At 61.5% G+C, this 12,636-nt stretch carries 14 protein-coding genes; 11 read left to right on the forward strand and 3 right to left on the reverse strand.

Features of this window, described 5'->3' with window-relative positions:
• Positions 1-52: 52 nt before the first annotated feature.
• Positions 53-967 carry a LysR substrate-binding domain-containing protein gene (locus tag AC0L2Y_RS01365; protein ID WP_473553263.1) on the reverse strand — a complete coding sequence of 305 codons (915 nt, stop codon included), beginning with the start codon at positions 965-967 and terminating at the stop codon, positions 53-55.
• A gap of 97 nt (positions 968-1,064) precedes the next feature.
• Between AC0L2Y_RS01365 and AC0L2Y_RS01370 the strand changes: the two genes are divergently transcribed.
• From AC0L2Y_RS01370 to sbmA, 3 genes are all read left to right on the forward strand, one after another.
• A complete protein-coding gene (locus tag AC0L2Y_RS01370; RefSeq protein WP_473553265.1) occupies positions 1,065-1,268 on the forward strand; it encodes a hypothetical protein in 204 nt (67 codons plus the stop codon).
• Between the two features lie 123 nt (positions 1,269-1,391).
• Positions 1,392-2,546, forward strand: coding sequence for a YbfB/YjiJ family MFS transporter (locus AC0L2Y_RS01375; protein WP_473553269.1), 1,155 nt, complete (start codon positions 1,392-1,394; stop codon positions 2,544-2,546).
• A 118-nt stretch (positions 2,547-2,664) separates the two neighbouring features.
• Positions 2,665-3,942 (forward strand): peptide antibiotic transporter SbmA, encoded by a 1,278-nt coding sequence (gene sbmA / locus AC0L2Y_RS01380; RefSeq protein WP_473553271.1) that lies wholly within the window; start codon positions 2,665-2,667, stop codon positions 3,940-3,942.
• A gap of 26 nt (positions 3,943-3,968) precedes the next feature.
• On the opposite strand, the gene AC0L2Y_RS01385 is transcribed toward sbmA, so the two are convergent.
• Positions 3,969-4,961, reverse strand: a complete 993-nt coding sequence (locus AC0L2Y_RS01385; protein WP_473553675.1) for a polysaccharide deacetylase family protein — start codon at positions 4,959-4,961, stop codon at positions 3,969-3,971.
• 204 nt (positions 4,962-5,165) lie between these two features.
• On the opposite strand from AC0L2Y_RS01385, the gene AC0L2Y_RS01390 reads away from it, so the two are divergent.
• Positions 5,166-5,831: a tetratricopeptide repeat protein gene (locus AC0L2Y_RS01390; RefSeq protein ID WP_023674063.1), complete on the forward strand. Its 666-nt coding sequence runs from the start codon at positions 5,166-5,168 to the stop codon at positions 5,829-5,831.
• A gap of 6 nt (positions 5,832-5,837) precedes the next feature.
• Complete coding sequence (der, locus tag AC0L2Y_RS01395; protein ID WP_473553274.1) at positions 5,838-7,271, forward strand: ribosome biogenesis GTPase Der; 1,434 nt, start codon at positions 5,838-5,840, stop codon at positions 7,269-7,271.
• 252 nt (positions 7,272-7,523) lie between these two features.
• On the opposite strand, the gene AC0L2Y_RS01400 is transcribed toward der, so the two are convergent.
• The gene (locus AC0L2Y_RS01400; protein WP_473553278.1) at positions 7,524-8,279 is read right to left on the reverse strand and encodes an SDR family NAD(P)-dependent oxidoreductase; all 756 of its coding nucleotides are present in this window, start codon (positions 8,277-8,279) and stop codon (positions 7,524-7,526) included.
• A 189-nt stretch (positions 8,280-8,468) separates the two neighbouring features.
• Between AC0L2Y_RS01400 and AC0L2Y_RS01405 the strand changes: the two genes are divergently transcribed.
• From AC0L2Y_RS01405 to AC0L2Y_RS01430, 6 genes are all read left to right on the forward strand, one after another.
• On the forward strand, positions 8,469-9,041 hold the full coding sequence (locus AC0L2Y_RS01405; protein WP_473553281.1) for a L,D-transpeptidase: 573 nt from the start codon (positions 8,469-8,471) through the stop codon (positions 9,039-9,041).
• 198 nt (positions 9,042-9,239) lie between these two features.
• Positions 9,240-9,374 (forward strand): ABC transporter, encoded by a 135-nt coding sequence (locus AC0L2Y_RS01410; protein ID WP_352503875.1) that lies wholly within the window; start codon positions 9,240-9,242, stop codon positions 9,372-9,374.
• Positions 9,375-9,522: 148 nt separating this feature from the next.
• Positions 9,523-10,095, forward strand: coding sequence for a hypothetical protein (locus AC0L2Y_RS01415; RefSeq protein WP_473553677.1), 573 nt, complete (start codon positions 9,523-9,525; stop codon positions 10,093-10,095).
• A gap of 201 nt (positions 10,096-10,296) precedes the next feature.
• The gene (locus tag AC0L2Y_RS01420) at positions 10,297-10,884 is read left to right on the forward strand and encodes a protein-S-isoprenylcysteine O-methyltransferase (protein WP_473553678.1); all 588 of its coding nucleotides are present in this window, start codon (positions 10,297-10,299) and stop codon (positions 10,882-10,884) included.
• Between the two features lie 11 nt (positions 10,885-10,895).
• Positions 10,896-11,675, forward strand: a complete 780-nt coding sequence (locus tag AC0L2Y_RS01425) for a hypothetical protein (RefSeq protein ID WP_473553284.1) — start codon at positions 10,896-10,898, stop codon at positions 11,673-11,675.
• The gene (locus AC0L2Y_RS01430) at positions 11,672-12,562 is read left to right on the forward strand and encodes an SDR family NAD(P)-dependent oxidoreductase (protein WP_473553286.1); all 891 of its coding nucleotides are present in this window, start codon (positions 11,672-11,674) and stop codon (positions 12,560-12,562) included. The genes AC0L2Y_RS01425 and AC0L2Y_RS01430 overlap by 4 nt, the downstream gene beginning before the upstream one ends.
• Positions 12,563-12,636: the final 74 nt, after the last annotated feature.

Genomic DNA, 12,636 nt, shown 5'->3' on the forward strand with positions numbered 1-12,636 from the left:
TCTTACATAGACCGGCGCTACCGACCTTTCCACCGTGATGATGCCGGCAGCCTCAGCTGGCGCTCTCGAGCGACCTGAACTGCGCCATCGTCCCCTCGATCTCTTCGCGGATCCAGATCTTGAAATCCCTGACCTTGCGGCTTTCGCTCTTGCTGGCCGAGGTCACCAGCCAATAGCCGAGCCCGCTCTGGGCGCGTATGCCGAACGGCGCAACGAGACGGCCGTCGGCCAGCGCGTCGGCGGCCAGCAACTGCCAGCCGAGCATGACGCCGTGCCCGGCAATCGCCGATTCCAGGCACAGCATCGGATCGGTGAAGCGCGCGCCTTTCATGAAGGTGACCGGCTTCACCCCGGCCGCTTCGAACCAGCTCTCCCAACTGATCATCGATCTTTCGTCGGTGATCGCACAGGTCAAAGCAAGGTCCTCTATCGATTTCAGCTTGCTGGCGATCACCGGTGCACAGACCGGAAACACCTCCTGCGCCAGCAGCAATTCGGCCCGCCCGCCGGGCCATTTGCCGTCGCCGAGCCGGATGGCGACGTCGATGTCCGAACGATCGAGATCGGCAAGCCGCACCGAGGCATCGATGCGCAGGAGCACGTTCGGATGCCGGGCAAAATGCCGCGACAGCCGCGGCAGCAGCCATTTCGAGGCGAAAGCCGGCGCCACCGAAACCACCAGCGTGCACTCCGAGCTTTCATCGGCAAGCGCTACCGCCTGTGCGAGCTCGCGAAATCCGGCGCTGAGCCGCGCGGTAAAGACCGTGCCGAACTCCGTCGCCACCAGGCCAGCTGGCGTTCGTTCGAACAGCGCCCGGCCGAGCTGCTTTTCTGTCCGGTTGATCTGCTGGCTGACGGCGCTGACAGAGACGTTGAGCTCGCCGGCCGCCGCTGCGAGCGAGCCCAGGCGGGCGACGGCTTCGACGGCGCGCAAGCCGTTGAGATGGACGCGGTTCAGCATAGCCATACAGTTTTTCTAAACTCGAACGGCTGAAATCTCAATTGCCAGACACTCCCGGATGCCGGATTCTAAGTGGGTTACTCAGAGTGAGGAGGCAAACCTGATGAAGATTTTATCATGGCTCAGCGCCTTTTCCCCGATCGGAACGCAGCCACACTGGCATGACAGCGAGGCCACCAGCTGGGTGACCGATCCGCTGGCGCATCCGGTGCTCGACACCATGTCGGAGCGCGAACTCGCCGACATGCCGTTCAGGCTGACCGCGCGTCGTACCCGCTTCGAGACGGCATCGACCTGCTGCGGCTGAGTTCCTGAACGAGGATCGTGCTTGGCACCTCAGGCGAGCCGGCCGCCGACGTGGCTGCGCAACCCTTCTGGCCCAACAAAAGGCGGATTGTCTCACCGGCAGGCGCACCTATGGTGCACCGCGATGAACATCGCTTCACCCTTGCGCCTGGCAATCGCCGGCATGATTGCCCTGGCCGTCGCCATGGGCATCGGCCGCTTCGTCTATACGCCGATCCTGCCCGGCATGATGGAAGAGCTCGGCCTGTCGCCGGCTGATGCCGGCTGGATCGCATCGGCCAATTATCTCGGCTACCTCGTCGGCGCACTTGCCGCCACCGGCGGCTGGGCGCAAGGCCGCGAGCGCCAGCTGATGCTGGCCGGCCTTGCCGCCACCGCGATCCTCGCCGGCCTGATGGGCCTGACCGGCACCATGCCCGCCTTTCTCCTCATCCGCTTTCTTGCCGGCGTTGCAAGCGCCTTTGTCCTGGTCTTCATGACCAGCATCGTTTTCGGTCATCTCGCCGCGGCCGGGCGAAACGACCTGCAGGCGCTGTATTTCGGCGGTGTCGGCCTCGGCATCGCAGCGTCCTCGGCGCTGTTGGCAGTCCTCGTCACCGAACATGCCGGCTGGGCCGCGGGCTGGCTGTGGTCCGCGGTGATTTCGGCCTGCGGCTTTGCCGCCGTCGCCTTGCTGGCCGGCGGCACCTCGGCCGCGAACAGCACCATCGGGAGCGAGCCGGCACTGCCGAAAGACCGGTCGCTGGTGAAGATCATCGTCGCCTACGGCCTGTTCGGCTTCGGCTACATCGTCACGGCAACGTTCCTGGTCGCCATCGTCCGCCAGGGCGGCGGCGGCCGCGTCTTCGAGGCCGTGGTCTGGATGGTCACCGGACTTGCCGGTTTTCCCTCGGTCTGGCTGTGGCAGAAGCTTGCGCCCAGGATCGGGCTCTATGTCACCTACGCCCTGGGGTGCCTGGTCGAGGTGGTCGGCGTCAGCGCCAGTGTCGTCATGGGCGGGCGCACCGGGCCGCTGCTCGGCGGCCTTCTTGTCGGCGGCACCTTCATAGCCATCACCGCGCTTGGCCTGCAGGCCGGCAGGCAGCTTGCTCCGCAAGCACCACGCAGGATGCTGGCGGTGATGACCGCAGCCTTCGGCCTCGGCCAGATCATCGGCCCAATCGTCGCCGGGCTGCTCGCGCAGGCCTCGGGTAACTTTTTCCTTGCCTCGATCGTGGCCGCCGCCGTCCTGCTGACCTCGGGTGCGATCGCCTGGTCGGCTGCGCCAAAATCGCCATGATTATGGTCTTGCTCGGCGCCGGGCGTCGGGCACGGGCATTTTCTTTCCCACTAATGTGTGACTTTATGCCCGCTGAACAACGCCGCTGATTTGCGCATCGAGCGAGGATTTCCCCACAGTGTTTGTATCCTTCTTCCCGCAGCCGAAGCTGTTCTTCAGTTCGCTGGCCGTCTGGAGCCTTGCCGCTATCCTGTTCTGGTTTTTCGGTGGCGAACAGCTGGGCGCTGTGTTCGGCTTGCCGCCGGCTGCGGCTGATGCACCGCCCATTATTGGTATTGCCGTGCTCTGGTCGAACCCGTTTCTCTGGTTCTATCTCTATTTCGCTTTTTGCGTTGCCGTCTTTTATGCGTTCTGGAGTTGGTATGCACCGCATCCGTGGCAAAACTGGTCGATATTGATCAGCGCGGTCATCCTGTTCCTCATCTATTTCAATGTACAGGTCAGTGTCGCGGTCAACGCCTGGTATGGGCCTTTCTTTGACTATATCCAGGGATTGATGTCGGGGACTATTAAGTCCACCGACGCAGAGTTTTATGCCGGATTGGCCAGCTTTTCGTGGCTCGCGCTGATAGGAATGAATGTGCAGGTCGTCAATGCCTTCATCGTGAGCCACTGGATATTCCGCTGGCGCACCGCGATGAACAATTACTTCGTGGAGAACTGGAGCAGGCTCCGCCACATCGAGGGCGCCTCACAACGTATTCAGGAGGATACGATGCGGTTCTCGCAGATCATGGAAGATCTGGGTTCCAGCTTTGTCCAGTCGATCATGACCTTAATCGCATTCCTGCCGGTGATGATCCAATTGCAGAGCCATATCAGCGAACTGCCAATCGTCGGTGCGATTCCTCAGCCTTTGGTCGTTGCCGCATTGGCCTGGTGCCTGTTCGGAACAATCTCAGTCATGGTTGCCGGATTGAAACTGCCGGGCCTGCAGTTCCGGAACCAGCGTGTCGAGGCAGCTTATCGTAAAGAACTCGTCTATGGCGAAGATCACGAAGATCGAGCTCAGCCTGCAACCACTGCCGAGCTGTTTTCCAAGGTTCGTCACAACTATTTCCGGCTCTATTTTCACTACATCTATTTCAATGTTGTGCGTTACACCTACCTGCAGGCCGACAATATCTTCGCCATGCTGATCCTTGGACCATCCTTTGTGGCTCACAGAATAACTTTCGGAGCCTTCCAGCAGATTTCCAATGCGTTTGGCCGGGTAACAGGATCGCTCCAGTTCCTGCTCACATCCTGGTCGACCATCGTTGAATTGCAGTCGGTGCACAAACGCCTACGCGCCTTCGAGGCGACGCTGGAAGGGGAACCGCTGCCTGAAATCGACCAGCGCTATCTGGAACGTGAGCAAGCCGGCTTGCGCCCTGAGGACCAGCCGGTAAGCTGATGATGGCGGGCGGCGATCACTTGGGCTCAGCCGCCCACCGCCGCCTGCCGTTCGCCTCGCCGCGAAACATAGTCGCGAAAGCTGATACACTCGACTTGTTTCATCACGCAGACCTCGCCGGCAAAGCGTTCCAGCGCGTTCCAGTAGGCGCCGTCGTTCATCAGCGTGAAGTGGAAGCCGAGCTCAAGCGGAATGCGCTTGCTCTGGTATTGCGCATCGAAGGCGGCGCGAAAGGCATGATAGGTCCGCTCAGTGAACTCTTCCGCCATGCTCGGCCGCTCGAAGCCGCCGGAATGCCTGACATAGAGATTGTAGTCCATGGCGACCACCCGCCTTGAGCTCGGTCCTTCCGGGATCTGCGGCAGCGAAAAGCGCGTGACGCCCTTGACGGTCGGCGGCTCGACCGGCCCACGCGAGACGCCGCTTGCGTCGAGCAGGAAGCCGGCCGCGGGCAGCGCCTCGTAGAGCGCCTTGTTTGCCGACAGGTAGGGCGCGCGAAACCCGACCACCGATTTACGTGCGAAATCGCGCCAGCCCTTCGGTTCAGGAGCAATGCCGTTGATCGAATAGGCGTTTTCGAGAATACGCTTGAATGAGCCGAACTCGCTCAGCCAGTCGGCCTTGCTCCAGTCCTTGCCGTCGAAATGGCCGCAGCCATGGCTGCCGACATCGTGGCCTTCCGAGGCGGCGAGGTTGATCTGCTCGAGCCGGTCGGCGACTTCCTGTCTGGAGGCGGCGAAGCCGATATTCGATTTGCCCTCTGTCTTGCCCGGCGCGGTGTATTGCTTGCGTGTCTCGGGCGACAGCAGAAACACGCAGGAGACGAAATAGGTGAAATGCGCACCTGTGCGTGCGGCTAGCGCCCGGCTGCGCTGCCACTGCGAAATGTCGCGGGCGCTGTCGAACGAGATGATGACGACCTGTTTCGGCTTTGCCGGCGCCGCCGGCGGGTCGGCAAAAGCCGCGCCCGCCGCAAGCGACGCGATCGAAAACGCAACAACGCGGGACAAACGGGGCAAAGGCATCTGACTGGATTGAGGAACGTAGAAGCACCGCCTACCGGTGAAATATGGCACGGATACGATCGACCCGTGCGGCCGCCTTTGGCGGCGACTGCCTCGTGAATAGGCGATTTTCCTGCCGAACCCCTTCCATGCCGGCAAAATTTCGCTAAAACGCGGGCTCATCAACCGCCCCGGCCGGGGCATGAATGGTTTTGATCCATGTCGGACGACAGTTTTATCCGCGAAGTCAACGAAGAGATTCGTCGCGACCAGGCGCATGCGCTGTGGGACCGTTTCGGTCCCGCCTTGCTCGTGCTGGCCGTGCTGGTGGTGCTCGGCACTGCTGCCGTCGTCGGCTACCGCTATTGGGACGAGACCCGCGCTAACCGCTCGGGCGATGCCTTCTCGCAGGCGCTCAAGCTCGCCAATGACGGCAAGAACGACGAGGCGCTTGCCGCTCTGGAGGCGTTGGAGAAGGACGGCTACGGCGCCTATCCGCTGCTCGCCCGTATGCGCGCGGCAACCGTCAAGGCGGACAAGGGCGACGTCGACGCCGCCGTCAAGGATTTCGACGAGGTCGCCGCCGACACCAAGATCCCCTCCGGCATTCGCGACATGGCGCGCCTCAGGGCCGCTCTGCTGCTGGTCGATCACGGTTCTTTCGCCGATGTCTCCAGCCGCGTCGAGGCGCTCACCGCCGACACCAACACGCTTCGCCATACGGCGCGCGAGGCGCTTGGCCTTGCCGCCTGGAAGGAAGGCAAGGCGGCGGATGCATTGAAGCTGTTCGACCAGATCGCCGCGGACGACGGCGCCCCGCGCAACACGCGCGAGCGGGCGACATTGATGTCCGAGCTGATCCGCGGCTCGGGCGGCGTGTCGTGATATTCCATGACTTTCAAAGTCGCCATCATCGGCCGGCCTAACGTCGGCAAATCGACTCTTTTCAACCGGCTGGTGGGAAGGAAGCTGGCGCTTGTCGACGATACGCCGGGCGTCACCCGCGATCGTCGCGTCCATGCCGCAAAGCTCTACGATCTGCATTTCGACGTCATCGACACCGCCGGCTTCGAGGATGCGGCTGCTTCGACGCTGCCCGGCCGCATGCGCGCCCAGACCGAGATCGCCATCCGCGAGGCCGACCTGATCTTTTTCACGATCGATGCCAAGTCCGGGCTGATGCCCGACGACAAGACGTTCGCCGAGATCGTGCGCAAATCCGGCAAGCCGGTTGTCGTCGTCGCCAACAAGGCTGAGGCGCGCGGCGCCCAGGGCGGCATGCTGGAGGCCTGGGAGCTCGGCCTTGGCGAACCGATCCCGGTCTCGGCCGAACACGGCCAGGGCCTGCCCGATTTGCGCGACGCGGTGATCGCAGCACTTGGCGAGGCGCGCGCCTTCGGTGAGGACGAAGAGGCCGGTGACGAGGAGATCGCCGCCAGCGAGGTGCTGATCGGCGAGGACATCACCGACCCGGACGCCGAGCCGAGCTATGACGACACCAAGCCGATGCGCATCGCCGTCGTCGGCCGTCCCAACGCCGGCAAGTCGACGCTGATCAACGCGCTGATCGGCGAGGAGCGGCTGTTGACCGGCCCCGAGGCCGGCATCACTCGCGATTCCATCTCGGTCGACTGGGACTGGCATGGCCGCCGCTTAAAATTGTTCGACACCGCCGGCATGCGCCGCAAGGCGAGGATCCACGAAAAGCTCGAAGTGATGTCGGTGCAGGACGGCTTGCGCGCCATCCGCTTTGCCGAGATCGTGATCATTGTACTGGACGCGACCATTCCCTTCGAGAAGCAGGATCTGCAGATCGCCGACCTGATCATCCGCGAGGGCCGTGCCCCGGTGATCGCCTTCAACAAATGGGACCTTGTCGATCATCCCCAGGAGCTGCTGGCCGAGCTGCGCGAAAAAACCGAGCGGCTGCTGCCGCAGGCGCGCGGCATGCAGGCGGTGCCGGTTTCGGCCGAGACCGGGCGTGGCCTCGACAAGCTGATGGATGCCGTCATCCGGACGCATCGAGTTTGGAACAGCCGTGTCTCGACCGGCAAGCTCAACCGCTGGCTGGAAGGCATCCTGGCGCATCATCCGCCGCCCGCCGTCGCCGGGCGTAGGCTGAAGATCAAATATGTCACGCAGGCCAAGACGCGGCCGCCGGGCTTCGTCGTCTCCTGCTCGCGCCCCGATGCGATGCCGCAATCCTACGTCCGCTATCTCTCGAACAGCCTGCGCGAGGCTTTCGACATGCCCGGCGTGCCGATCCGCATCGCCTTGCGCACCTCGGACAATCCTTTCGCCGGCAGGGCGAAGAAGCGCCGCTGAGCTGCGCGTCTTCTGGGCGCCAGCATCAGGCTACGCTCCGCAGGCCGCTCGCGGGCAGCGCCTGCACATTTTCGGGGAGGCGATTCCACCGACACCTGCAGCAGGATGTCGGCAAGTCGCGCCGCCACCGGGTCTGGCTCGGCCTTCCTTGCGATGCGGCAACAGCGCCATCTCAGGCAGTGCGGGCAGCCCGGCGATCTCCGGCGTCATCGCCCTGACGGTGGCCGGCGCGAGTGGGGGCAGCCTCTGCATCTAATGGGCGGTGTAAGCTCCGTCCACCAGATGGTAGCTCCCAGTGATAAAGCTGGCCTGGTCGGACAAGAGGAAGCATACAAGAGCCGCTACCTCTTCCGGTTTCCCGCGCCTGCCCATCGGCTGAAGACCTGCCATGCGCCGGCTGGCTAATGCCTCCATTTGCTCCGATAAAAGAGGCGTTTCGATCCAGCCGGGGCCGACGACATTGATCCGGATGCCCATCCTAGCATATTCAATCGCCGCAACCTTGGTTAATCCAACGACCCCGTGTTTCGCTGCCGTGTAAGCGGACGCAGTTGGCAAGCCGACGGAACCGAGAACGGAGGACATGTTCACGATGGCACCTCCGCCTCGATCCAGCATCGCGGCGATTTCGTACTTCATGCTGTAGAAAACGCCATTGAGATTAACGTTTATCAGTTTGTGCCAGTTGTCGAGCGGATAGTCTGCCGTCGCTTTTCGAATGCCGTCGATACCTGCATTGTTTACCGCCATATCCAGTCCGCCGCATTTCTGGACAGTGAACTCGATCAGCTTTTCCACGGCTGCCGCATCCGTGACATCTACCGCAAAGTCGTAGGCCCTGCCTCCTTGCGAGCTTATTTCGGCGGCTGTGCAGTGCGCGGCCTCGGCATCAAGGTCGGCGACAACAATCTCGGCTCCTTCTTGCGCGAGTTGCCGTGAAACAGCCGCCCCTATTCCTGAGCCTGCGCCGGTCACAATCGCGACTTTACCTTGGAAGTCAGGCTTCATCGGCTCTGTCCTATGCCCATTTTTGACATAACCGAACAGAGGCAGACGGTCATCGCAAGAAGTTTCACTCCAATTCGCTTGTCAATCCTGTGAATTCATTTTGCCACCACACAGCGAGACTTGGCCCGCAGCCCTTGGAATGGTAGAGACGAGGGCGGCGGTAGATGACCAGTTTCCTAGCAGGTAGAAATGGAAGAACACCACATTGCGCGCCGGGGGCTCGTGCTGGGTAGTCTGGCTCTGATGGTCTCCGGATGTACGTCGATTTCATCCGCGTTCGGACCAAGGCTTGGCCTGAATCCTCGTTACCGACGGCAGCATGTGCGGTACGACGGAAACGAGCCGGCCGGAACGATCGTCGTCGATACTTCGCAACATTTTCTCTATGCCGTCGAGACGGACGGGTGGGCGACGCGCTACGGCGTCGGCGTCGGCGAGCAGGGACTTTCGTTCAAGGGTACAGCGACCGTCGGCCGCAAGGCGGACTGGCCGTCGTGGACACCCACCGCCAGCATGATGAAGCGCAAGCCGCGCCTGGTGCAGTATGCAGGGGGGGTTCCTGGCGGACCAAACAACCCGCTTGGTGCGCGTGCTCTTTATCTCTATCAAGGCGGGCGCGACACCCACTTCCGGATACATGGTACAAACGAGCCATGGACGATAGGCACAGCGGTATCGAACGGGTGCATCCGTATGATAAATGACGACGTCATTGACCTCTACGACCGTACTCCTTTGGGCACGACGGTGGTGGTTGTTTGATGGTGGGCAGGCCTGATCTCCGTTGGATGGTGAACTCTGCCAGCACGTCACCGCAAAGGTGCCGCCGGCAACTGGGTGCCAACTGTGTCATTTCTGCACTAGGCGTTGGTGTAGATCGCAGCTAACTTTGTGAGGCTGCATATCGTTTATTTGTGGCGATTCTATAGGCTATTCCGCCCCCGGGGAAAGGATTGCTTGATGAACAGGATATTGATTGCAATGGTTGCTGTGCTCGCCGTTGCCAGCCTGAGCGGCTGCGCGAACGACTGGATCGGCAAAGGAAAGGGTAAAGCTCCGGCGCCCGCTCCGGTAGAGCAACCAGTGATTAAGTAAGGACCGGCTTGTATGGGGAAGGGGTGCCAAGCCCTTCCCCATACATACGCAGCCGGGGCTTTGGCCGGCTTCATAGCCTAGGGCGCGGTTGGCGGGCATAGGCCGTTATTAAGTCTGTGCTTTGTGAAGTTCGGGAATGGACGCGGCGATGACGCTTGTAAATAGCCGTCTCTTGCTTGTGGCGTTGGTGGCCCTCCCGGCAGCGGCATGTCAGACGAAAGACCTGCCGCCCCAGCCGAATTTCGTATCTTATGCCGATGGCGGAGCTGCGCCTCAAAAAAACGACGAGCGGTACTTCATCGAGTTCCGCTCCCGCTACGCCCTAAGCTACGGCCACACCTACGCAGTTTTTGGGCGCGTGGACCGGGCCGGGAGAATGATCGATCCCCAAGTCGCGGGCCTTCACCCGGCTTCGAACAGTGCGGTTCCCTATGTTCTGGGCCATGTCGTGCCGGTGCCAGCCGAAACCGGGTGGAGCGACGGTGATCTGGAAGAACCATACAGATCCGCAAGCTGGCAAATCATACTGACCCGGGCCGAATACGACAAAGTCGTTGCCTACATCCGCAAGCTGCAGGCGAGTTCGCATGTCTGGCAGGCGACGGTCTTGAACTGCAACGGCTTCGTGGCGAACATCGCTCATTCCATGGGATATAAGACTCCCGCCATTCAGCTCCGGCCGCAACAATTCATAACCGAGCTTCGGGAGATGAATACATAACCAAGATTCGAGGGATGAATGGGACCGAATGCGATCGGTACTGCCCCTCCGGCTTTCGCGTCTGCGGACTAACTCGGAGAGGATCGCTGCGCCTGAAGGTCGGCCGGTGACGAAATCGAGGGCGATGGGTGAAGTGGCCATACCTAGGGGCAGCTGCTACAGTCGCGATCGCAGAAAGGGCGCTGGTGACCTGAAGTGAGCATTGCGGCAGCCTCACTTGGCGAGGTCATCTGGTTGATCGGCATCGTTGCTTGGTACGTGATCCGGTATCCCTTCGAGCGCCGGGCAAGGCGCGTGCGAATTGTAACTGGCTACCGCTCACGTTCCGACATCGTCGGGCTTGCATCTGCTCTGTTTGGCCTCGCAATCCTGCCTGCCTTCTATGTTGTCACCGGCATGCCCGCAGCGGCTGACCACCCGGCCAGCGCGTGGGCCGTGGCTCTCGGCACAATCATCTTCTGCTCCGCGCTATGGGTTTTTCGCAGGTCCCACAAGGAACTTGGCCGTAACTGGTCGATTACGCTGGAGATCCGCGAACGGCATGAACTCATCTGCGCCGGACCATACGCTTTGGTCCGCCACCCGATGTATACCTCGTTCCTGCTCATGGGCCTCGGCCAGCTCTTTCTGCTGCCGAACTGGGTTGCGGGCATATCGGGTTTGATTGGGTCCGCAGTCCTTTTCCTGCTGAGAGTGGACGAGGAAGAGCGTATGATGCTGGAGAATTTCGGCCCGCAATACCGTGCCTATATGGAAAAGACCAAGCGAATATTCCCTTATCTTTATTAGAGGTACGTTTGATGCGAGGCCGAGCCCTCAAGCTTTCCGCGCCCCGGCGCCTTGTTGGCGATCTGATGAGGTTTTCGATCGGCGTGCCACGGGTCGCGGTGCAGCGTCAGATGAACCTCGGCCCACTCGTAAGGGCTAGAATGGCGCAGCAGACCAGGCCTTCGTGGACCGCGATCTTCCTGAAAGGATATGCGCTTCTTGCCCTAGAGATGCCGGAGCTGCGGCGCGCCTATGTCAAGTTGCCCTGGCCGCAGCTTTACGAGTATCCGGCAAGCGTAGCCTCGATTGCCCACGAGCGCGAATATGATGGCGAGCCGGCCGTTCTGCTGAGCTGCATCAAGCGCCCGGAGCGCTACTCCATCACGGAACTTGAGGAATCCATCCACGCGGCTCGATCACGGCCGATCCTGGAGGTCCCGGAGTTCCGGCGCGCCTTGCGGATGGCAGGTGCGCCCGCGCCAGTCAGGTGGCTGCTTATGTGGCTAGGGTTGAACATCGCCCGGCAAAGGTCAAATTACTTCGGTACCTTCCAACTGTCCGTCTATTCTGGTCTCGGTGCGGAATCACTCAACCCGCTGACACCATTGACCACGCTTCTCAACTACGGTCCGATCGGCAAAGACGGATCGGTGAATGTCCGCATCCACTACGATCACCGGGTAATGGATGGAGCGAACGTCGCACGTGCACTGGAGAGATTTGAAAAGATCCTGAACGGCACTGTCGCCAATGAAGTGGTGCTGCTCGGTCAAAGTGTTGCCGCTCCTGCAAAACAGAGGAACGCGACATGATTTCGCACTGTGAATTCCGGCCAGCTATCGTCGTGATTGGCGGCTCGGGTGGAATTGGCCGGGCAATTGCGAGCGTCGCTGCACAGGAGCGCGGTGCGGTTGTGCTGGTTGCCCGCTCGCCCGAGGGTTTGGCCGCTGCGGCGTCTGAGGTTCGGGAGAGGGGCGGCGAGGCATTCACGCTCGAGTTGGATCTCGTGGCAGGCGATGCGCCAACGCGCCTGGAGGGCTTTCTGTCGGCACACGGCCTAGTCTGTGATGTCCTGGTCAACAGCGCCGGCTATGGCCTGCGGGGCGCGACGACGGCGCTGCCTATTAATGGTCAACTCGGCATCATCGATCTCAACATACATTCCCTCACAGAACTGACCCTCCATTTTCTGCCGGGAATGGTGGCGCGCCGACGGGGCGGGGTGCTCAATCTCAGTTCCGTGGCCGGGTTCGTTCCCGGGCCTTATATGGCTCTGTACTTCGCTAGCAAAGCTTTCGTGCGCTTCTTCTCAGAAGCGCTTCACCAAGAATTGCGCCGAACCGGTGTGACGGTCACATGCGTTGCACCAGGCCCGGTGTCGACGGAGTTTCTCGCAAGGTCAGGCGCCAATCAGACGGTGCTCTTCAACATCTTGCCCAAGGTGGATCCGGAGTATGTGGCCGAACGGGCGTGGCGAGGGTCCAAATCCGGTCGTCGCCTCGTCGTACCGGGAATCTCGGGCAAGTGGGCTGCCCTTGCGGCAGCGCTCCTGCCTTCAGCAGCGCTGCTGCCCCTGGTCGGCCGGCTGCAACGCGGCGGCAATGATCAATGTCCTTGCGGTTCAGGTATGAAGTTCAAGAAATGCTGCGGTACCCGCCAGTTTCAGCTACGCCGGGGCCCTCGGGGAATTAGCCCCTGACCGCAGCGCGCCACCGAAAAACCTCATCGAAGCAAGAGACCGCTCGCCGATGAAGGGCGTTAAGCATGTTGGTA

The sequence above is a fragment of the Mesorhizobium sp. WSM4830 genome (genome assembly GCF_055811495.1).

Excerpts from the sequence above, each read along its gene's own strand:
- AC0L2Y_RS01430 (WP_473553286.1), top strand. The coding sequence starts at position 11,672 with ATGATTTCGCACTGTGAATTCCGGCCAGCTATCGTCGTGATTGGCGGC.
- AC0L2Y_RS01375 (WP_473553269.1), top strand. The coding sequence starts at position 1,392 with ATGAACATCGCTTCACCCTTGCGCCTGGCAATCGCCGGCATGATTGCC.
- AC0L2Y_RS01405 (WP_473553281.1), top strand. The coding sequence starts at position 8,469 with ATGGAAGAACACCACATTGCGCGCCGGGGGCTCGTGCTGGGTAGTCTG.
- AC0L2Y_RS01425 (WP_473553284.1), top strand. The coding sequence starts at position 10,896 with ATGCGAGGCCGAGCCCTCAAGCTTTCCGCGCCCCGGCGCCTTGTTGGC.
- AC0L2Y_RS01400 (WP_473553278.1), bottom strand. The coding sequence starts at position 8,279 with ATGAAGCCTGACTTCCAAGGTAAAGTCGCGATTGTGACCGGCGCAGGC.
- AC0L2Y_RS01365 (WP_473553263.1), bottom strand. The coding sequence starts at position 967 with ATGGCTATGCTGAACCGCGTCCATCTCAACGGCTTGCGCGCCGTCGAA.
- der (WP_473553274.1), top strand. The coding sequence starts at position 5,838 with ATGACTTTCAAAGTCGCCATCATCGGCCGGCCTAACGTCGGCAAATCG.
- AC0L2Y_RS01390 (WP_023674063.1), top strand. The coding sequence starts at position 5,166 with ATGTCGGACGACAGTTTTATCCGCGAAGTCAACGAAGAGATTCGTCGC.
- AC0L2Y_RS01370 (WP_473553265.1), top strand. The coding sequence starts at position 1,065 with ATGAAGATTTTATCATGGCTCAGCGCCTTTTCCCCGATCGGAACGCAG.
- AC0L2Y_RS01410 (WP_352503875.1), top strand. The coding sequence starts at position 9,240 with ATGAACAGGATATTGATTGCAATGGTTGCTGTGCTCGCCGTTGCCAGC.
- AC0L2Y_RS01415 (WP_473553677.1), top strand. The coding sequence starts at position 9,523 with ATGACGCTTGTAAATAGCCGTCTCTTGCTTGTGGCGTTGGTGGCCCTC.